General features: G+C 70.0%; 16 protein-coding genes. 11 read left to right on the forward strand and 5 right to left on the reverse strand.

What is annotated here, in order from left to right; genetic code table 11:
• Window positions 1-29 precede the first annotated feature (29 nt).
• A complete protein-coding gene (locus tag NR798_RS39065) occupies window positions 30-1415 on the reverse strand; it encodes a M20/M25/M40 family metallo-hydrolase (protein ID WP_375767660.1) in 1386 nt (461 codons plus the stop codon).
• Between the two features lie 143 nt (window positions 1416-1558).
• On the opposite strand from NR798_RS39065, the gene NR798_RS39070 reads away from it, so the two are divergent.
• From NR798_RS39070 to NR798_RS39080, 3 genes are all read left to right on the forward strand, one after another.
• A complete protein-coding gene (locus NR798_RS39070; RefSeq protein ID WP_375767661.1) occupies window positions 1559-1930 on the forward strand; it encodes a response regulator in 372 nt (123 codons plus the stop codon).
• A gap of 16 nt (window positions 1931-1946) precedes the next feature.
• The gene (locus NR798_RS39075; protein ID WP_375767662.1) at window positions 1947-2822 is read left to right on the forward strand and encodes a TIGR02266 family protein; all 876 of its coding nucleotides are present in this window, start codon (window positions 1947-1949) and stop codon (window positions 2820-2822) included.
• A gap of 179 nt (window positions 2823-3001) precedes the next feature.
• Window positions 3002-4609 carry an ATP-binding protein gene (locus tag NR798_RS39080; protein ID WP_375773896.1) on the forward strand — a complete coding sequence of 536 codons (1608 nt, stop codon included), beginning with the start codon at window positions 3002-3004 and terminating at the stop codon, window positions 4607-4609.
• Here NR798_RS39080 and NR798_RS39085 read toward each other — a convergent pair.
• Entirely contained in the window at window positions 4606-5748 is a 1143-nt protein-coding gene (locus tag NR798_RS39085; protein WP_375767663.1) for a class I SAM-dependent RNA methyltransferase, read from the reverse strand. The two genes, NR798_RS39080 and NR798_RS39085, sit on opposite strands and share 4 nt — an antisense overlap.
• A 71-nt stretch (window positions 5749-5819) precedes the next feature.
• Here NR798_RS39085 and NR798_RS39090 point away from each other — a divergent pair, with 71 nt between their 5' ends.
• The 3 genes from NR798_RS39090 (at window position 5820) to NR798_RS39100 (ending at window position 10795) form a co-directional block, all read left to right on the forward strand.
• Complete coding sequence (locus NR798_RS39090) at window positions 5820-6704, forward strand: oxidoreductase (RefSeq protein WP_375767664.1); 885 nt, start codon at window positions 5820-5822, stop codon at window positions 6702-6704.
• 1269 nt (window positions 6705-7973) lie between these two features.
• Entirely contained in the window at window positions 7974-8843 is an 870-nt protein-coding gene (locus tag NR798_RS39095) for a DUF2381 family protein (RefSeq protein ID WP_375767665.1), read from the forward strand.
• A gap of 8 nt (window positions 8844-8851) precedes the next feature.
• Window positions 8852-10795: a serine/threonine protein kinase gene (locus NR798_RS39100; RefSeq protein ID WP_375767666.1), complete on the forward strand. Its 1944-nt coding sequence runs from the start codon at window positions 8852-8854 to the stop codon at window positions 10793-10795.
• Here NR798_RS39100 and NR798_RS39105 read toward each other — a convergent pair.
• From NR798_RS39105 to NR798_RS39115, 3 genes are all read right to left on the reverse strand, one after another.
• Window positions 10792-11670 carry a tol-pal system YbgF family protein gene (locus tag NR798_RS39105; RefSeq protein WP_375767667.1) on the reverse strand — a complete coding sequence of 293 codons (879 nt, stop codon included), beginning with the start codon at window positions 11668-11670 and terminating at the stop codon, window positions 10792-10794. The genes NR798_RS39100 and NR798_RS39105 overlap by 4 nt on opposite strands.
• Before the next feature lie 129 nt (window positions 11671-11799).
• Window positions 11800-12618, reverse strand: coding sequence for an SAM-dependent methyltransferase (locus tag NR798_RS39110; RefSeq protein ID WP_375767668.1), 819 nt, complete (start codon window positions 12616-12618; stop codon window positions 11800-11802).
• 38 nt (window positions 12619-12656) lie between these two features.
• Entirely contained in the window at window positions 12657-13217 is a 561-nt protein-coding gene (locus NR798_RS39115) for a NifU family protein (RefSeq protein WP_375767669.1), read from the reverse strand.
• A 187-nt stretch (window positions 13218-13404) separates the two neighbouring features.
• Here NR798_RS39115 and NR798_RS39120 point away from each other — a divergent pair, with 187 nt between their 5' ends.
• The 5 genes from NR798_RS39120 to clpA all read left to right on the forward strand — a co-directional run bounded on the left by NR798_RS39120 (window position 13405) and on the right by clpA (window position 18331).
• Window positions 13405-13974, forward strand: coding sequence for a DUF2378 family protein (locus tag NR798_RS39120; protein WP_375767670.1), 570 nt, complete (start codon window positions 13405-13407; stop codon window positions 13972-13974).
• Between the two features lie 11 nt (window positions 13975-13985).
• Entirely contained in the window at window positions 13986-14426 is a 441-nt protein-coding gene (locus NR798_RS39125) for a hypothetical protein (protein WP_375767671.1), read from the forward strand.
• Between the two features lie 70 nt (window positions 14427-14496).
• Window positions 14497-15675, forward strand: coding sequence for a GNAT family N-acetyltransferase (locus tag NR798_RS39130; protein WP_375767672.1), 1179 nt, complete (start codon window positions 14497-14499; stop codon window positions 15673-15675).
• A gap of 9 nt (window positions 15676-15684) precedes the next feature.
• Window positions 15685-16011: an ATP-dependent Clp protease adaptor ClpS gene (locus tag NR798_RS39135; protein WP_375767673.1), complete on the forward strand. Its 327-nt coding sequence runs from the start codon at window positions 15685-15687 to the stop codon at window positions 16009-16011.
• Window positions 16012-16015: 4 nt separating this feature from the next.
• The gene (gene clpA / locus NR798_RS39140; RefSeq protein ID WP_375767674.1) at window positions 16016-18331 is read left to right on the forward strand and encodes an ATP-dependent Clp protease ATP-binding subunit ClpA; all 2316 of its coding nucleotides are present in this window, start codon (window positions 16016-16018) and stop codon (window positions 18329-18331) included.
• Window positions 18332-18389: the final 58 nt, after the last annotated feature.

Raw genomic sequence — 18389 nt, forward strand, 5'->3', positions numbered from 1 at the left:
CCCGAGTCACCAGGGCCCTTCTTCTCGAGCTACTTCAGGTCCTTGGCCAGCTCCTCGTAGAGGTGGATGGCGCTGCGCACCGCCTTCTCGTAGTCGCCCAGGTGCAGGCTCTCGTTCTCCGAGTGCGCATTCGTGTACGGGTCCTCCACGCCGATGAGCAGCGCCGGCACGCCGCCCAGCTCCTTGGCGAACGGCTCCACGAACGGAATCGACGCGCCGCATCCAATGGCCACCGGCTCCGTGCCGTAGCCCTTGCGCAGCGCGCGGAACGCCGCCTGGAAGGCCGGGTGCGAAATATCCGTGAACCACGGGCCGGCCGGCGGGTCTGCCTTGATGTGAAGCTCCAGTCCCCAGGGCACCACCTTCTTCAGGTGCTCCACCAGCCGCCGCTGTACGTCCTGCGGGTCCATGTCGGGCACCACGCGGATGCCCACGCGCGCCCAGGCCACGTCGCAGATGATGTTGCGCGCGTCCTTGCGGCTGCTGGCCTGGATGGCGTTGATGGCCAGCGCGGGCTGCCGCCAGTTCATCTCCCACGGGTGACGCCCGCCCAGCAGCTGCGCCCCCGGCACCAGGCCCACCTGCTTCTTGAAGTACTCCGCGTCTCCCGGCAGCGACTGGATGCTCTTGCGCTCGGCCTCGCTCAGTGGACGCACCTGCTCGTAGATGCCCTCGATGGCGATGCTCCCGTCCGGGTTCGTCAGCGTCGCCAGCATCCGGCACAGCGCCATCACGGGGTCCGGCACCGGCCCGCCCCACATGCCCGAGTGCACCGCCTGCCGCAGCGCGCGCACCTCCACGTCCACCGTCAGCAGTCCGCGCAGCGCGGTGGTGATGGACGGCAGCCCCGTCTCGAAGTTCGTCGTGTCTGTGAGCACGATGGCGTCCGCCTTCAGCAGCGCCTTGTGCTTCTGCAGGAACGTCCCGAGGTGCTCGCTGCCCACCTCCTCCTCGCCCTCGATGATGACCTTCACGTTGAGCGGCAGCGCGCCCGCGCCCTTCAGCCACGCGTCCACCGCGGAGGTGTGCACCACGATGCCCGCCTTGTCGTCCGCGGAACCCCGGCCATACAGCCGGCCGTCGCGCACCTGCGGCTCGAACGGCGGGCTCTTCCACGCCGCCTCGTCCCCCGCCGGCTGTACGTCATGGTGCGCATACAGCAGCAGCGTGGGTTTGCCAGGGGCCTTCAATATCTCGCCATACACATACGGATGTGCGCCTTCGATTTCCAACAGCTGCACGTTTTCGAAGCCACGCGACTTCAACAGTCTCGCTGTCGCTTCGGCGCTCGCGCGCACATGCGCCGGATCGAATCCGTCGAAAGACACACTCGGAATGCGCACCAACTGCTTCAAATCTTCGAGGTAGCTGTTCTTCTGCGCGTCGAAATGGGCCAGGGCCTTGTCGGTGGACATGCTCCCTCCCTTACTCCAAAAGCAGGCGGTGCCGAGCGCCTGCGTCGACTTCCCGTCCATCATCTTTCACCCTGCGTTCATCGATGCACGGCCTTCCAGGTTGCGCGGGCATTCGAGCGCCATCCGACTTATCATCCCCACGCATGAGCACCCCGACACTGCTGCTGGTCGATGACGATCGCTTCGTCCGCAACCTCCTCAAGGATGCCATTCAAGAGAGTGGGCTCGAGGTGAGGCTCCTCGAGGCCTCGGATGGGCAGGAGGGGCTCGAGGTGGCCGCGCGCGAGCGTCCGGCGGTGATGCTGTTGGATCTCTTCATGCCCCGGCGCAGTGGGCTGGAGGTGCTGGCGGCCATGAAGGACTCCTCGCCCGACACGCGTGTGCTCATCATCAGCAGCATGGATGCCGAGCCCGTGGTGGAGCAGGCGATGTCCGCCGGGGCCGTGGGCTTCGTGGGCAAGCCCTTCCATCCGCTGGAGATCGCCCTCGCCGTCCGGCAGGCCCTGGCCCACTGATCCACGAGGTGACCGCATGACGACGAATTATTGGATCGGAGATTCCATTGGTCGCGTGCTGGGGCCCCTGACGCTCCAGTCACTGCGTGAGCTGATCGGCTCGGGGCGGCTCAAGGCCGTCACCCGCGCCTCTCGCGACGGCTCCTCGTGGGAGCCCATCGAGCACTTCAACGAGGTGAAGGATCTGCTGGGTGCGCTCAAGGCCAACCCGTCCGCCGAGGCCCAGCAGGCCGAGCGGCTGCGCCAGCAGATGAACCAGATGAAGGGCATGCCGGCCCACCAGCTCTTCGGAGTGAAGGCGGACGCGCCGGTGGAGGAGCTGCGCGGCGCCTTCTTCCGGCTGGCCAGGCGCTACTCGCCCGAGCACCAGGGGCCGGACACCCACCCCGAGCTGCGCAAGGTGCACGCCGAGGTCTTCGAGTTGCTCGCCAGCCGCATGCGCGAGGCGGAGGCCCAGGCGCCCCGCCCGGCCACGCCCAACACGGTGCGGTCCGCCCAGCAGCAGGCCCCGGCCTACACCTACTCGGCCGAGGAGTTCGTCGGGCTGCTGCAGACGCGCAATGATCGGCTGCAGGTGAGCGTCAAGGTGAGCACGCGCACCGCGGGCATCTTCACCGACCACCGCATCATCAACCTCCAGTCCGGTGGCCTCTTCCTGCCCACCGACAAGCCGCTGCAGCTGGGCACGCGCGTGGAGCTGGTGCTCGACTTCGAGCAGCAGCAGAAGCAGATCAAGCTGCGCAGCTCCGTCATCTGGGAGTACACGCTGGATGACGGCAAGCAGCCGCGCGGTTATGGCCTGGGACTGGCGGATTTGCGGCCGGAGGAGCGCTCGTTCATCGACGAGTTCCTCCGGGGCAACCGCTCCGGGGCGCCTACAACAAGCCGCTGAGGAAGACCGCGGCCAGCAGGAAATAGCCGGCCACCACCACCACTACCGCCTTCAGTTCCTGCCCGTCCGGATCCGTCGCATTGGCGAAGCACATGTGCATTTCCCCCGTCTTGCCCTACGCTCTGGTCTACGGAGCACGGCGGGAGTGATTGCATCCGGGAGGAAATGAAGTGTCCGACATGGCGGAGTACCGTCCGCTCGAGGGGCTGCCTGCTCCGGTCCTGGTGGTGCGCGACAACCACGTGGTCTACGCCAACCCGGCCATGCTGGCGTTGTTCGGCATCGGTCTGGAGGAGGTGCGCGCCACCGAGCTGCTGAAGCTGCTGGCCCGCTACGCGCCCGCGGATCAGTCCTGGTTGGAGCCGATCCACGCGGACTACACGCGCGGGCAGGGAGTGCCCGACAGGGTCTGGGTGCGCTTGCGCGAGGCGGGAGGCCAGGAGCGGACCTGGTGCATGCGCCGGGGCGCCGGGCTGCGGCCGGAGGATCTGCTGCTGACGCTGTTCGACGCCGAGGGCGAGGCCAGCACGCGGCGGCTCACCGAGGCGCTGGTGCAGACGGCGGGAGAGCTGATGCACTGCCGCGACGAGCAGGCCGTGCTGGAGACAGCGGTGGAGGCCATCCACCAGCAGGGCTTCTTCGTGACGGTGCTGTTCATCGAGGGGGAGGCGCTCGTGCATGGGCCGATGCGGCAGGACCCCGCCCAGGTGGCCGCCAGCGAGCTGCTCTACGGGAAACCCATCCAGGAAGTGCGCTTTCCCCGCGCCAGCGTGCCCCACCTCGACGAGGTGCTCACCCGGCGCAAGGCGGCCTTCCACCAGGACTTCCTGCGGGCGCTGGAGAACTTCCATCCCTCGGAGCTGCTGGCGCAGCTGCGGCGCGCCCACCCCGTGGTCCGGGCGCTGGACGCGCCCATCTTCGTGGAGGGAGAGCCCTACGGAGTGCTGTCCGTGCAGGGCGAGACGCTGACGCCCACGAGCGCGGCCACGCTGGAGCTGTTCGCGCGGCAGGTGGGCGGAGCGCTGGAGAACGTGCGCCACCACCGGCTCGCGGCGCAGCGCCTGGCCGAGCTGTCGCGGCTGCAGTCGGAGCTGGTGGCGCAGGAGCGGCTGACGGTGCTCGGCGAGGCCGCGGGCGTGGTGGCCCACGAGGTGCGCAACCCGCTGGGCTCCATCCTCAACGCGGTGGCGGTGCTCAAGCGGGACAAGCTGGGCCCGGTGGGCACGAGCGCGGTGGAGATGCTGGAGGAGGAGGCCACGCGGCTGGACGCGATGGTGAGGGACTTGCTGGACGTGGTGCGTCCGCTGGAGCCTCGGCCGCGTCCGCTGCACCCGGGCGAGCTGGCCCGGCGCACGCTGGAGCTCTTCCACGAGCGGCGCCAGCTGGGCACCGTGAAGGTGGCGGTGGACGAGACGCCCGGCCTGCCCATGATTCACGCGGACGAGACGCTGCTGCAGCTGGCGCTGGAGAACCTGTTGCGCAACGCGGTGCAGGCCTCGCCCTCGGGAGGGCAGGTGCGCGTGGCGCTGGGGAGCGTTCCCGGGGGCATCTGCCTCACCGTGGAGGACCAGGGCCCCGGCGTCGCGGTGGGGGATGCCCAGCGCATCTTCGAGCCCTTCTTCACCACGCGCGCCACGGGCACGGGCCTGGGCCTGGCCGTGGTGCGGCGGGTGGTGCACGCCCATGGGGGCACGGTGGCGGTGGGCCAGCGGACCGGGGGCGGCGCGCGCTTCGAGCTGCGGCTGCCGCTCCAGCTGGAGCCGCGGCCCCTGCCAACCGCCCGTTAGAGGGTGCTCACCAGGAGGCGGCAGCGCAGGCCGCCGTTGCGCACCGGGAGGTTGCGTCCCTCGGGCAGCCCCAGCGCGCGCACGAGGCCCGCGTCGTCCGGGAGCAGCACCGCGGCACGCCAGCCCTTGAAGGCCCGCCGGAAGGTGGCCCCCATCGCCCGGTACAGCCCCGGCAGGTCCTCCGCCTCCCCCACCCGCTTGCCGTAGGGCGGATTCACCACCACCAGCCCGGGCCCGAGCCCCGCCGGCGCCGCCAGCGTGCGCACGTCCTGGCGCTCCAGCGTGAGCGTCACCCCGGCCCGCCGGGCGTTGCGCCGCGCCGTGCCCAGAGAGCCCGCGTTGATGTCGTGGCCCCTCAACGCCGAGCGCGGTGCGGGCAGCGCCTCCGCCTCCGCCCTTGCCTTGCGCGCACGCCAGTCCGCCGCGTCGAAGCCGGGGAAGCGCTCGAAGGCGAACGCGCGCTGGAGCCCCGGCGCCCGCCGCTGGGACATCCACGCGCCCTCGATGAGGAAGGTGCCCGAGCCGCACATCGGGTCCACCAGCGGCTCCACCCCGTCATACCCGGCCAGCACCAGGATGCCCGCGGCGAGCGTCTCGCGCAGCGGCGCCCGGCTCACCTCCTGCCGGTACCCGCGCCGGTGCAGGGGCTCGCCGCTGGTGTCCGCGCTCACCGTGCACGTGTCGCCCTCCACCCGGACGAGCAGGGTGAGGCCCTCGGAGGACTCCTCGTCCAGCGGGCCCGCGCGCTCCACCGAGGGCAGGCCCCAGGCCCGCGCCGCGGCGGCCAGCACCGCGTCCGGCCCCTTGAAGCGCGCGCGGTGCAGCACCACCGAGAGCCTCGGCACCGTCCGTCCGTCCCACACCGGGCCCAGGGGCAGCCCCGCCAGGCCCTGGGTGAGGGCCCCGGCGTCCGCCGCGGAGAAGCGCCCCAGCCGCAGCCACACGCGGCTCGCCGTGCGCAGGCGCAGGTTGGCCTCCTGGTGCAGCCCCGGCGCGCCCGTGAGCTCCACTCCCCCCTCCACCGGCTGGGGCGAGAAACCCAGGGCCTCGGCCTCGGCCCGCACGGCGGGCTCCAGCCCCGGCAGCGCCGGCACGAAGACGTGCTCCCTCTGTTGGACGTTCGTCACCTGAAGCGGCATTGTCCGCGGCTGACGCCCGGCCGCAATGCTTTCCTCGAAGGAACGTCCACCGGGCTGGTAGGGAGGAAGCCATGAGCGCAGCCGTGACGACCGCCCGGAACCGCCCCAAGGAGTACGAGGTGACGGTGACCGAGGTGCGCCTGGAGACGCACGACACCGCCACCCTCTCCCTGGACTTCGGCCAGGAGCGCCCCGAGTACAAGGCCGGCCAGTTCCTCAACCTGGACCCGCACCAGTTCCCCGCGCTGGGCCGCTTCGCCACCTACCTCCAGGAGCACAAGGGCCGCAAGGAGCCCGCGCGCTCGTACTCGCTCGCCTCCGCGCCGCACGAGCCCCTGGTGGCCATCACCGTGAAGGACGAGGACTACATCCCCGGCTTCACCCGCTACCCGCCCCTGCTCTCGCCCTACCTCGTCCACGCGCCCCTCACCGGCTCGCGCATGAAGGTGCTGGGCTTCATGGGGCCCTACGTGCTGCCGGACGACGTGGAGGAGCGCACGGACCACCTCGTCCACGTCGTCGCCGGCTCCGGCGCGGTGCCCAACTTCTCCATCATCAAGGACGCCCTGCACCGGGGCCTCAAGCCGCGCCACACCGTCATCTGCTCCAACAAGACGTGGGGCGATGTCCTCTACCGCGAAGCCTTCGCGGCGCTCGAGCGCGCGCACCCGGACAAGCTGCGCGTGGTGCACACCCTCACCCGCGAGATGGACGAGTCGCGCTACGGCCCGGGCGTGCGCAAGGGCCGCATCAGCGAGGCCCTGCTGGAGGAGCTCATCCCGGACCGGGCCACGTGCCTCGTCTACGTGTGCGGCCCGGCGATTACGCCGTGGGACCGGCGCAAGGCGCTGGAGACGCGCACCCCGGCCACCCCGCGCTTCATGGAGACGGTGCTCGGCCACCTCCACACCATGGGCCTGGAGGACAAGCGCATCAAGCGGGAGTCGTACGGGTAGCCGGGGGAGACGCGGCCCTCAGCCCGGAACGCAGTACCAGGGGTCATCCGGATAGTGCTGCCCACAGGTGAGCCCCGGCCCGCAGGTCTCGGGAGACTCTGGCGCACAGGGCTTGCGGCACCCGAAGTCGTGGCAGAAGTACCCAGCGGGGCAAGAGGCATCCTTGTCACAGATTCGTCTGCATTCCGTCCGGAGTTCCCAAGGACGCTGCGGAGGTTCGAGCACCCGACAGAGATGCTTCTCTGGACACGGAACCTTCCGGCAGTCCTCACCCTGCATCCGGGCACAGACAGAAACGCCCTTTCCGCGTGGAAGACACTCCAGACCGTCGGGACAGGAGCGGCCCTCACATGTGGGTAGACATGAAGGTGGCCCTTGAGGGCCTTCCGCGCAAAAGAAGCCGTCAGGGCAACTGGACGGGTCCTCCAACCGGCACGGACGGCCGCACCGCCCCTGACAAAGCAGGCCCTGCTCACAGCCATCGCGCTGGACCGCGGGGAGCACCTTACACCGCTCGCCCTCCTTCCTCTGTCCCACGAGCGAACAGGTACGAACAATCGCCCTACCATCAACGGTCTTGAGGGGCACACAAGAGAAGCCTTCGTCACATTGCTGATCTGTTTCGCACGTGCTGTCCAGACACATATGTAGCGCCGAAGCCCTCTTGATGAGGCATCCCAGCGGTGGCTCGCAGTCCGCGTCCGTATGACAGTCCCTTCGGTAGGTCAGCAGGGATTGCCGGACATTGTGGGCCAATACCGGAATGAGCTTCGACGCCTGCCGCTCGCCAAGGCTCGTCCGCGGCATGGCAATGGAGAGCAGCCATGCAAGTGGAAGCAGGAGAAGCGTACAGGCCAAGGTAATCAGGAGCACGCGCCGCAGCATGAAGCGTCCCATCAAGAATCAATCACCTACCACTCCTCTTCGACCTCATGAGGAAGAGGACACTGCTCAGGACAATCTCCTGAATGGTCGACCGCAGTGCCACAGCGAAGCACCCACTGTTCGTCCGTCAAAGGGCACGACCTGAGATCCAATGTCTCTCTGAGGATGTTCTTGTGGAAGGTCTTCTGCACGTAGCCTTCCTTGCCCCAGGTGGACGGGCAGGCCGTCCCCAGGACGAGCAACGGCATCCAGGCCAGCAGTCTTCCGGTCATGAGCCCCTCCGCAGTCAGCGGGCCCGCATCTGAGCATGGCCGCTCCTCGCGGACAACGGCTGCCACCGCGCCGCATGACCTGCTAGGTTCACCCGCCGGAGGAACTTCCGGAGTGACCCTCGCCCTTCCGCGCCGTGCCCTGTGTTTGCTGCCCCTGATGGGCGCCACTTCCGCCGCGGCCCAGCCGCGTCTGCTCTCCAGCCCCGAGCTGAAGGCCCGTCACCTGGTGCTCCCCGGCAGCGCCACGGCGCCAGCGCCCACGGTGCGCATCACCCCCGGCTACGACACGGTGCTGGAGTTCGATGCGTCCATCGACCCGGACTCGCTCGCCCTCGAGGGCCGGCAGGAGCGCTTCGCGCTGGTGGAGCCCACGACCCGGCTGGTGGTCCTGCGGCCGGCGCTCCCACTACCCGAGGAGGGGCCTCTGCTCCTCAGGGTGGGCTTCGCGGATGGATTGTCCCCCACCCACGCCACGCTCGCGCTCGTCCCAGCGGCTCGCGAGGTGGATGTCCAGGTGCGCGTCCTCCGCCAGCCACGCTCGGTCCCGGCGCTGGAGGCCAGGCTGGAGGAGGTGCTCGCCCGCTGCGAGGCGGGCAGCCTCGTCAAGCTCGCGCTCTCCGGAGAGCTGCAAGGGGGAGTGACGTGGCAGCGGCTGAAGGTGCCACCTGTGTGGGATGAGGTGCAGGTGATTGAACAACATGTGTACCACGCGCGCGCCCGTATCGTGGTGGTCGCGCGGCTCCAACTGCCCTCGGAGACCCGCCCCTGGTTCCCCGGTGAGGCCCGGCTGAGGGACGCGGCGGGCCGTGAGGTGCGGCGGCTGCCCGTGTGGATGGACGGAACGCGGCTGCAGCCGGGAGAGGTCCGTGCCCTCGCCGTGGAGTTGGAGCGGCCCGCCAGCGACACGGACCCGCCCTGGGACCTGGAGCTGCGCGACCGGGACGGTGGGCGAGCCGTGCCCCTCACCCCCTTCAGTCCTTGAGGCCCTCCATGGACGAAACAACCTCCATCCTCCGGCCCGAGTCCCTCCCCCCAGGCACGGAGGTGGGCCACTGGCGCGTCGTGGATCAACTCGGCGTGGGCGGCTACGGCGCCGCCTACCGGGTGGAGGACATCCACCATCCTGGCGTCATCCTGGCCCTCAAACTGGCCCTGCGCCCCGAAGACGCCCGCGCCGCTCGGGAGGTGGTGTTGCTGATGGACAAGGCCGTCCATCCCAACGTGGTGCGCCTCCACGGCCACGGGCGCTGGCCGGATCCGGTCGAGGGCCACACCTGGCACGGCATGGACCTGGTGCCCGGCCTGCCCCTGGACGTGTACGCCGAGACGCGCAACCCCTCGTTCCTCCGGCTCGCCGAGGCGGGGGCGAAGCTGGCCCTGGCGTTGGGAGAGCTCCATGCGCGGGGCGTGGTGCACCGGGATGTGAAGCCCGACAACATCCTTATCCGCGAGCCGGATGGAGAGCCGGTGCTGGTGGACTTTGGCATCGGGGTCTACGAGGGCGCGAGCCCGCTGACCCCCACGTCCCTCCCGCCGGGCACGGCGCACCTGCGCAGTCCCGAGGCCATGCGCTTCTGGATGCAGCGGGGCCCGCGCTCCGGCGAGCCGTACCAGGTGGGCGCCGCGGATGACCTGTACGCGCTGGGGGTGAGCCTGTACCGCGCGGTGACGGGGCACTACCCCTTCAACCCCGGGATGCCGGGGGACGTCCTGGCGGTGATGATCGCCCACCACCGGGCCCACGCGCCCCGGGACTTCAACCACCGGGTGCCCCGGGTGCTGAGCGACGTGCTGATGCGCATGCTGGCGAAGGACCCGAAGGAGCGCTACCGCGACGGCGCCGGGGTGCACGAGGCGCTGATGGCGGCGGCGGCCTTCGGCAAGCGCGCGGAATGGGAGGCGAGCGTCTTCGAGTGGGAGTCCGTCCCGCCGGGCAAGGACAGCGAGGCTCCCGGCCGGAGCATCCGCCGTCCGGCCTTCCCCACCCGGCCCCTGACGGCCACCAGTCCCCGGTTCATGCTCCTCGCGAGCAACCCGTCCGCCGGGCGCCGGGGAAGAGGACAACGGGCCGGAGAGCCCTCGCCCTCCCCGGACAGCCGGAGACGCGGCCGGGCCCTCCGGGCGGGGGGATTGGCCCTGGCGCTGGGGCTCGGCCTGACGTTGACCGGCCTCTGGGCACTGCCCCGGCATTCCTCCAGGTTCCCGTCCACCCGGGAGCTGGCACGGTCCACGTCATCCTCCGCCGAGGTCCTCCCATCCGGGAGCGGCGAAGTGGCGCGGCCACTGGAACTCCCCGATGCTGGGTCGGCTGCGGCTCCACTACCTCCGGAGTCAACCCCCGCGGCTGCCTCCCCCGGGAAGGCACGAGCCACGAAAGGTTTCCCCTTGAAGAAGCTCCCGCCGACAACCCCCAGCGAGCCCCCGCGGCAGCTGTCTGGCTCCCCGGGCAGAGCGCTCGGCACCACCGCCTTGTGCGTGGGCCTGGCCTGCGCCGGTGCCCAGCGGCGCCCCGCCGAGGGGAACTGCCCCGCCGAAGCGCGCGCCGCGATGAAGGAACTCCGCCAGTGGTGGGGAGATGGCCCGACCGTCCTCGTCGACCTCCGGCAGGGCGAGGAAGCACCCCCCCTCGTCCGCTCCGGTCCCATCGTCAGCAGGGTGAAGGTCGGCTTTGGAGGCATGACCGAGGGGACCGTGCTCTTCGGCGAGCTCTTCACCGAGGGCACGAACGTGTATGGCCGGTACGACCGGGCCCAGACGCCCGACGGGAAGACGCACCCCGTCTGCTTCATCCTGGGCACCGAGGAGGAGGACGGGATGGAGAAAATCCCCAGCTCCGAGCCGGGCGCCGTCTACATCGCCAATTGGTCCCCCATCACCGCCGTCAAGCGGTTCGTCTTCAGGGAGCCGGGCACCAGGCCGAAGCCGGAGGACTAAGCCTCCTCGTCCGGCTCCGGCTCCGGCGCCTCCCGGGTGCAGGAGGCCCGCTCGCGCTCCCACTGCTCGTACCGGGCCTGCAACTCCGCGTCCCGCTGGGCCCGCTGCGCCTCCTGGCGGGCCACGAGGTCATTGCCCTTCTGCATGAAGTCCGCGAGCACCGGCCAGTGCTCCCGGCAGAAGGCCAGCTCCGCCTCCGGCACGGGCGCGAGCGACAGCAGCGTCATGAAGACGAAGTCGGTGTTGCGCTCGGGGTCCACCTTCCACTGCGCGAACGCCCGGAACATCCGCATCCGGGAGCACACGCGCCCGTCGGTCATCAGCAAGTGCCAGCAGTCCTCCATCATCTTCAACGCCGCGCCCACGTGCCCTTCCCGGCAGAGGATGGCCACCTCGGGCAGCACCAGGAAGGTGACCCGTCCACCGAAGCGCTCGTGGGCCTCGCCGAGCCAGTGTCTGGCCCGCGCGGTATCTCCCAGCATGGCCAGGCACAGCGCGAGGTGCCCGGGCAGGGCGATCTCCTCCAGCCGCATCGAGCGCGGCAGCCGCTGCCCCATGAGCGGCTCCAACATGGCCGCGGCTTCCGCGTACGCGCCCCGTTGCATGCGGCAGACGCCCACGCCCGCCAGCGCCGCCGTCCGGAAGACGCCGGACGCGCTCCGGGCCGCCCTCTGGAAGTGCTCCTCCGCCTGCGGCAGCCCTCCCGTGGTCAGCAGTTCGCACGCATGGCGGTAGGAGCGGGACCAGCGGCGCCAGAGCAACTGCCCCCATATCACGGCAGCGGCGCACAGCAGCCCGCCCAGCAGGAGCACGGTCAGGACAGCGCGCACGGGCAGCATGTCCAGAGGCATGGAGGTGGACAGCAACCATTGCATGAGGGGCTCCAGGTTGACGGCGGAGGTCCGGTGCCCCACCCTACCGCGAACGTCACCCCAGGTCACGCGGCAGGACCCGGCGCACGAGGACGCGCCAGGGGCCCCACGGGCTCGAAGCCCGTCTCGCGCTCAGGGGGTTGAGGCAGGCGTCCGCGGCGAGGGCTCCACGCCCAGCACCCGCGCCAGCTTGGGCCGCACCCCGAAGGAGCCCAGCAGCGACTCCAGCTTCGCGCGCGCCTGCCGGTTCTCCCGGTGCACGCGCCGGCCCAGAATCAGCTCGTTCTTCAGCGAGTGCTCCCAGCCCGTCAGCTCCGTCACCGTCACCTGGTAGCCGAAGGCCTCCAGCGTCAGCGCGCGGATGACGTTGGTGAGGTGGCTGCCGAACTCCCGCCGGTGCCACGCGTGCTGGTAGAGCAGCGCCAGCGTCGAGTCCACCGCCTGCTTGCTCTCCTTGAGCTGCTGGGCCACCTCGGCCTGGCAGCACGGCACCACCGCCACGTGGTCCGCGCCCTTCTGGATGGCCACCGCCAGCGCGTCGTCCGTCGCCGTGTCGCACGCGTGCAGCGCCATGAGCACGTGGATGCGCTCGGGCCACTGCGCCTCTTCCAGGTGCGCCGTCTGGAACTCCATCCGCCCGAAGCCCAGCCGCCCCGCCCGCTCCTTCGCGCGCTGCGTCAGCTCCGGCCGCCCCTCGACGCTCAGCAGCGTGCCCGCCTCGGCGTCCTTGAGGAACAGCTCGTAGAGGATGAAGCCCAGGTACGCGTTGCCGCTGCCCGCGTCCACCACCACGGGCGCCTCATGCCGCGCCTGCACGTCCTCCATGGCCGGCCGCACCAGGCCCACCAGGTGGTTGACCTGCTTGAGCTTGCGCAGCGCGTCCGCGTTGAGGTTGCCCTCGCGCGTGAGCAGGTGCAGCTCTCGCAGCAGCTCCTTGGACTGGTCCGGCAACAGCTCCCGCCGGACCTGCTTGCCTTTGACCTGCCGCCTCAGACGGACACCACCTCGGTGACCTCGGGAACGAGCTCACGCAGCCGCGTCTCGATTCCCATCTTCAAGGTCGCCGTGGACGAGGGGCAGCCCGCGCAGGCGCCCTTCATGTGCAGGTAGACGATGCCTTCCTCGAAGCGGTCCAGGGTGATGTCGCCACCGTCCTGGGCCACCGCCGGGCGGATCTCCGCGTCCAGGATGTCCTGGATGCGCGCCTCCACCGAGCCCCCCTCCGCCGCCGTCGTGCGCGCCGCCGCCAGGGCCTCCTCGTTCACCGAGGGCAGCCCCGCCGTCAGGTGCTCGTCCAGCGTGGCCATCACCGCGTCGTTCAGCTCGTCCCACTCGCCCTCGTCGCCCTTGGTGACGGTGACGAAGTTGCTGCCCACCATCACCGCCATCACGCCCTTGATGCTCATGAGCTTGAGCGCCAGCGGCGACTTCTCCTCCGCCGCCTGCTTGCTCGTGATGTTCACCGCACCGGACGACACGAGCCGCCGGTCCACCACGTACTTCAACGTGCTGGGGTTGGGCGTCCACTCGAGCTGGATGTTCACCGACATGTGGAAATCTCTCCTGTGCCCTTCCTCTAAGCCGCCCGCCCGCCCGTGGCAACCGCGAGCTGGGGGGGTTATCCCCCTCCTGGATTGTTTTATCTGACAATCAGAATTTTACCCGACTTCAGTGATTCACCGTTCAGGCATGCTAAGCTGAGAGAACGGTTGGGAGTCCAACCGGGGGAGACGTCCCATGGAGAGCTCGAGTCTGCTGGCGCAAACCCCCAGAGTGGCAACGCAGCCGCGCATCCCGTCGAGCGTCTTCGAAGGCCTCTTCGTCCGGGGCCTGGAGCCCAACGGCCAGCTGGCCCGGGCGCTGGCCGCCGAGGGGTACGACCCCAAGTGCCCCGAGGTGGACTACCCGGTGCAGGTGTGGAAGCGGTGCGTGGCGCTGGCGAGGGACCTGGCGTACGGGGAGCTGAGCGACGCGGAGGCCTACCGCATCCTCGGCCGCAAGCTGACCCAGGGCTTCGCGGACACGCTGGTGGGCCGGGTGGCCGCGGTGGCGCTGCCCATGATTGGCGCGGCGCGCGTGGTGGAGCGGCTGCCGCGCTACCTGGCGATGATGGGGCGGCCGGACCTGGAGGTGCAGCTGGTCGCGGTGGGCGAGCGCGCCCGGCGCGTCACCATCCCCGACACGCACAACCGCCCGGAGTTCATCGCCGGCGCGCTCGAGGTGGCGTTGGAGCGGGCCCACGTGCAGCCCATCGTCAGCGTGGAGGATCGCTCGCACCAGGGCTTCCGCCTCCTCGTGCGCTGGTAGGGAGGCACGCCATGGCCTATCCCCCCCGGCTGGCACACCTGGCCACGCGCCCGGTGGTGGTGGCGAAGCTGATCCCCACCTACGCGCGCGCCCATAACATCGACGAGGACGAGGCCTCCCAACGGCTCTCCTCCGCCCTCCAGGGCCGGCTGCTGCCCTCGCTGCTGGAGGAGGCGTGGACGGCCATGCGGGGCAAGTCCAAGCGGCTCGACGACGAGGGCCTGCTGGAGAAGGTGGCCACCACGTTGAAGGATCGGCCGACGCGCCCCGGGCGGGTGGCGGAGCTGACGCCCGCGTGGAGTGCCTTCCTGGTGCTCGCGGACCTGGAGGCCGGCACCGCCAGCGAGGCCGCGCGCCGGGTGATGGAGTCGCCCGAGGGCCGGCAGCGCGCCCAGGCCGGGCTGGCCGAGGTGGGCCGCTTCCTCGCCGCCGAGCTCACCCGGGGCAAGTAGGCGGCGACGTCGTCCTCGAGCGGGCTGGCGGCTCCGCGGGGTGGCCGTTATAGGCTGCCGCCGCTCGACGATGTCCGACCCGCTGCCGCCCACCCTGCGCATCCATCGCGCCATCACCGAGGTTCCCCAGGGAGCCTGGGACGCGCTGCTCGACGACGCGGCCCGCCCCTTCCTGGAGTGGGCCTTCCTCGCGGCGTTGGAGGAGAGTGGCAGCGTGGGGTCCCACGTGGGCTGTCACCCCCGCCACCTCACCCTGTGGCGGGGCTCCCGGCTGGTGGCGGCGGCCCCCGCGTACCTCAAGGACGACAGCTACGGCGAGTTCGTCGCCGACGGGGCCTGGGCCACGGCCGCCGAGCGGCTGGGCGTGCGCTACTACCCCAAGCTGGTGCTGACCGTCCCCTTCACCCCCGTCACCGGCCGCCGTCTGCTGGTGGCACCGGAGGAGGACCGGGCCGCCCGGGAGGCGGAGCTGGCCCGCGCCGCCCTGGAGTATGCCCGCGCCGAGCACTTCTCCAGCGTCCACGTCCTCTTCCCCACCGAGGCCGAGGCCACCGTCCTGGAGTCCGCCGGCTACGCGGTGCGCCTGGGCGTCCAGTACCAGTGGCGCAACACGGGCTATGGCTCCTTCGAGGACTTCCTCGCCCGCTTCCACACAAGGCGGCGCAACCAGCTGCGCCGGGAGCTGAGGGCCCCGGCCGCCCAGGGCCTCACCCTGCGCACCCTCCGGGGGGGCGAGCTGGCTGGAGTGGACCCGGACGACCTCTACCGCCTGTATGCCTCCACGGTGGACAAGTACCCGTGGGGCATGCGCTTCCTCACCCGGGACTTCTTCGCGCGGATGCTCTCCAGCTTCTCCCACGCCTGCGAGGTGGTGGAGGCCCGCCGGGAGGGCCGGCTGGTGGCGGGGGCTTTCAACCTGCTGGGGCCCCGGACGCTCTACGGCCGCTACTGGGGCTGCCTCGAGGAGCACCCCTTCCTCCACTTCAACATGTGCCTCTACCACCCGGTGGCCGACGCCATCGCCCGGGGGCTGGAGCGCTTCGAGCCGGGCGCGGGCGGCGAGCACAAGCTCACCCGGGGTTTCGAGCCGAGCCTCACCCGAAGTGCTCACTTGCTCTTCCACCCAGGGGTCGACCGGGCTGTACGCTCCTTCCTGGAGCACGAACGGGCGGCCGTGCTGGCTGGCCTGCCCCGGTGGCGGGCCGAAACAGGATTCAAGCGGGGGCCGTTGCTGCCCCCTACTCGTTAGAGGGAGACCATGTCCCGAGAGAAGTACGACCCGGATTCCAACGTTGTCACGGAGACGGTGCCGCAGAAGAAGCTCAAGCGGCCCACGCTCTACAAGGTACTCCTACACAACGACAACTACACGACCCGGGAGTTCGTGGTGGCCGTCCTGAAGGAGGTCTTCCACAAATCCGAGACGGACGCCGTGCAGATCATGCTGCACGTTCATTACAACGGAGTCGGCGTGGCGGGCGTTTATACGTTCGAGGTCGCCGAGACGAAGATACGGACCGTGGAGGCGGCGGCGCGGGAGAATGGCTTCCCGCTGCGTCTCTCGATGGAACCAGAGGAAGGTTGAGACCGTGGCAGGACCGCTGATCGCCAAGGCATTGCAGGACAGCTTCCGGAACGCGATGGACGGGGCGCGCCGGATGCGGCACGAGTACCTCACGCTCGAGCACCTGTTGCTCGCGCTCACCAAGGACACCCGCACGCGCGAAGTGCTCAAGGGCTGCGGGGCCAACGTCAAACGGCTCCAGGAGCGCCTGGAAGGCTTCCTGGAGGAGACCGTCGAGCGGCTGCCCGAGGGGGTGGACGCCGAACCGCAGCAGACCATCGGCGTGGAGCGGGTGCTGCACCGCGCCGCCATGCACGCCCTGTCCGCCGAGCAGAAGTTCATCGACGGTGGGGACATCCTCGTGGCGCTCTTCCGCGAGGAGGAGAGCCAGGCCCTCTACCTGCTGCAGGAGGAGAGGCTCACCCGGTTGGATCTGCTCAACTTCATCTCCCACGGCATCTCCAAGGACGGCGACTCGCCCTCCGAGGGGGCTGGCGAGAGCGCCCCGCGCGCGGGCGGCATGCCCGCGGGCGAGGACGAGGAGGGTGAGGGCGGCCCGCGCAAGAGCCCCCTGGAGGCCTACACCACCAACCTCAACGAAGAGGCGAAGCTGGGCCGGATCGATCCGCTCATCGGGCGGCAGAAGGAGCTGGAGCGCACCATCCAGGTGCTGTGCCGGCGCCGCAAGAACAACCCGCTCTACGTGGGCGAGACGGGCGTGGGCAAGACGGCCATCGCCGAGGGCCTCGCGCTGCACATCCACGAGGGCAAGGTGCCCGAGGTGTTGAAGAACTCGGTCATCTTCTCGCTGGACATGGGCGCGCTGCTGGCGGGCACCAAGTTCCGCGGCCAGTTCGAGGAGCGCCTCAAGGGCGTGCTCAAGGCGCTGCAGGAGCACCCGGACGCCATCCTCTTCATCGACGAAATCCACACCATCGTCGGTGCGGGGGCCACCAGCGGCGGCTCCATGGATGCGTCCAACCTGCTCAAGCCCGCGCTGGCCAGCGGCAAGCTGCGCTGCATCGGCTCGACGACGTACCAGGAGTTCAAGGCGTCCTTCGAGCGGGACCGGGCCCTGTCGCGGCGCTTCCAGAAGATTGAAGTCGGCGAGCCGAGCGTGGAGGACACCATCCTCATCCTCGAGGGGCTCAAGAGCCGCTACGAAGACCACCACGGGGTGAAGTACGACACGGAGGCCCTGCGGGCATCGGCGGAGCTGAGCGCCAAGCACATCAACGACCGCTTCCTGCCGGACAAGGCCATCGACGTGGTGGACGAGACGGGCGCGGCCGAGCGGCTCAAGCCCGAGGGCCAGCGCACCGGGAAGGTGACGGTGGCGGACGTGGAGGCCGTCATCTCGAAGATGGCGCGCATTCCGGCCAAGAGCGTGTCCGCCAGCGAGGGCGTGCAGCTCAAGAACCTGGAGCCGGAGCTCAACAAGGTCATCTTCGGGCAGGAGACGGCCATCAAGTCAGTGGTGGACGCCATCAAGCTGGCGCGCAGCGGACTGCGCGCGCCGGAGAAGCCGATTGGCAGCTTCCTCTTCTCGGGCCCCACGGGCGTGGGCAAGACGGAGCTGGCCAAGCAGCTGGCCGCGGTGCTGGGCGTGGAGTTCCTGCGCTTCGACATGAGCGAGTACTCGGAGAAGCACACGGTGAGCCGGCTCATCGGCGCGCCTCCGGGCTACGTGGGCTTCGACCAGGGCGGGCTGCTCACCGACGCCATCCGCAAGCACCCCTACGCGGTGCTGGTGCTGGACGAGATTGAGAAGGCCCACCCGGACCTCTTCAACATCCTGCTCCAGGTGATGGACCACGCGACGCTGACGGACAACAACGGCCGCAAGGCGGACTTCCGCAACATCATCCTCATCCTCACGACGAACGCGGGAGCGAGGGAGATGAGCACCAAGTCCATCGGCTTCGGGGACAAGCAGGCGCCGGCGGACGGGCAGCGGGCGAAGAAGGCGATTGAGAACACCTTCACGCCGGAGTTCCGCAACCGCCTGGACGGGTGGGTGCTCTTCTCCGGACTGCCGCCCGAGGTCATCCTCAAGGTGGTGGACAAGGAAGTGGGGCTGCTCCAGAAGATGCTCACGGAGAAGAACGTGAAGCTGGAGCTGACGCCGGCGGCGAGGGCGTGGCTGGCGGAGAACGGGTACGACCCGGCCTTCGGCGCGCGGCCCATGGCGCGGCTGGTGGACAACACGCTCAAGAAGCCGCTGGCCGAGGCGCTGCTCTTCGGCGAGCTGGCGAGCGGAGGCATCGCGCGCTTCGACGTGGAGGGCGAGGGCCTGAAGCTCAAGGCACTGCCCGCTCCGGCGCCGGCCCCCGCGGCGTAGAAGCGAAGACCCTCACCCCCACCCTCTCCCAAAGGGAGAGGGAGCCGGGAAACGACAA

It is taken from the genome of Archangium gephyra (assembly GCF_042230915.1).
GTDB lineage: Bacteria > Myxococcota > Myxococcia > Myxococcales > Myxococcaceae > Archangium > Archangium gephyra_B.

Excerpts from the sequence above, each read along its gene's own strand:
- NR798_RS39125 (WP_375767671.1), top strand. The coding sequence starts at position 13,986 with ATGGCCTATCCCCCCCGGCTGGCACACCTGGCCACGCGCCCGGTGGTG.
- NR798_RS39120 (WP_375767670.1), top strand. The coding sequence starts at position 13,405 with ATGGAGAGCTCGAGTCTGCTGGCGCAAACCCCCAGAGTGGCAACGCAG.
- NR798_RS39070 (WP_375767661.1), top strand. The coding sequence starts at position 1,559 with ATGAGCACCCCGACACTGCTGCTGGTCGATGACGATCGCTTCGTCCGC.
- NR798_RS39135 (WP_375767673.1), top strand. The coding sequence starts at position 15,685 with ATGTCCCGAGAGAAGTACGACCCGGATTCCAACGTTGTCACGGAGACG.
- NR798_RS39085 (WP_375767663.1), bottom strand. The coding sequence starts at position 5,748 with ATGCCGCTTCAGGTGACGAACGTCCAACAGAGGGAGCACGTCTTCGTG.
- NR798_RS39075 (WP_375767662.1), top strand. The coding sequence starts at position 1,947 with ATGACGACGAATTATTGGATCGGAGATTCCATTGGTCGCGTGCTGGGG.
- NR798_RS39130 (WP_375767672.1), top strand. The coding sequence starts at position 14,497 with ATGTCCGACCCGCTGCCGCCCACCCTGCGCATCCATCGCGCCATCACC.
- NR798_RS39100 (WP_375767666.1), top strand. The coding sequence starts at position 8,852 with ATGGACGAAACAACCTCCATCCTCCGGCCCGAGTCCCTCCCCCCAGGC.
- NR798_RS39115 (WP_375767669.1), bottom strand. The coding sequence starts at position 13,217 with ATGTCGGTGAACATCCAGCTCGAGTGGACGCCCAACCCCAGCACGTTG.
- NR798_RS39080 (WP_375773896.1), top strand. The coding sequence starts at position 3,002 with ATGGCGGAGTACCGTCCGCTCGAGGGGCTGCCTGCTCCGGTCCTGGTG.
- NR798_RS39090 (WP_375767664.1), top strand. The coding sequence starts at position 5,820 with ATGAGCGCAGCCGTGACGACCGCCCGGAACCGCCCCAAGGAGTACGAG.
- NR798_RS39065 (WP_375767660.1), bottom strand. The coding sequence starts at position 1,415 with ATGTCCACCGACAAGGCCCTGGCCCATTTCGACGCGCAGAAGAACAGC.
- NR798_RS39105 (WP_375767667.1), bottom strand. The coding sequence starts at position 11,670 with ATGCAATGGTTGCTGTCCACCTCCATGCCTCTGGACATGCTGCCCGTG.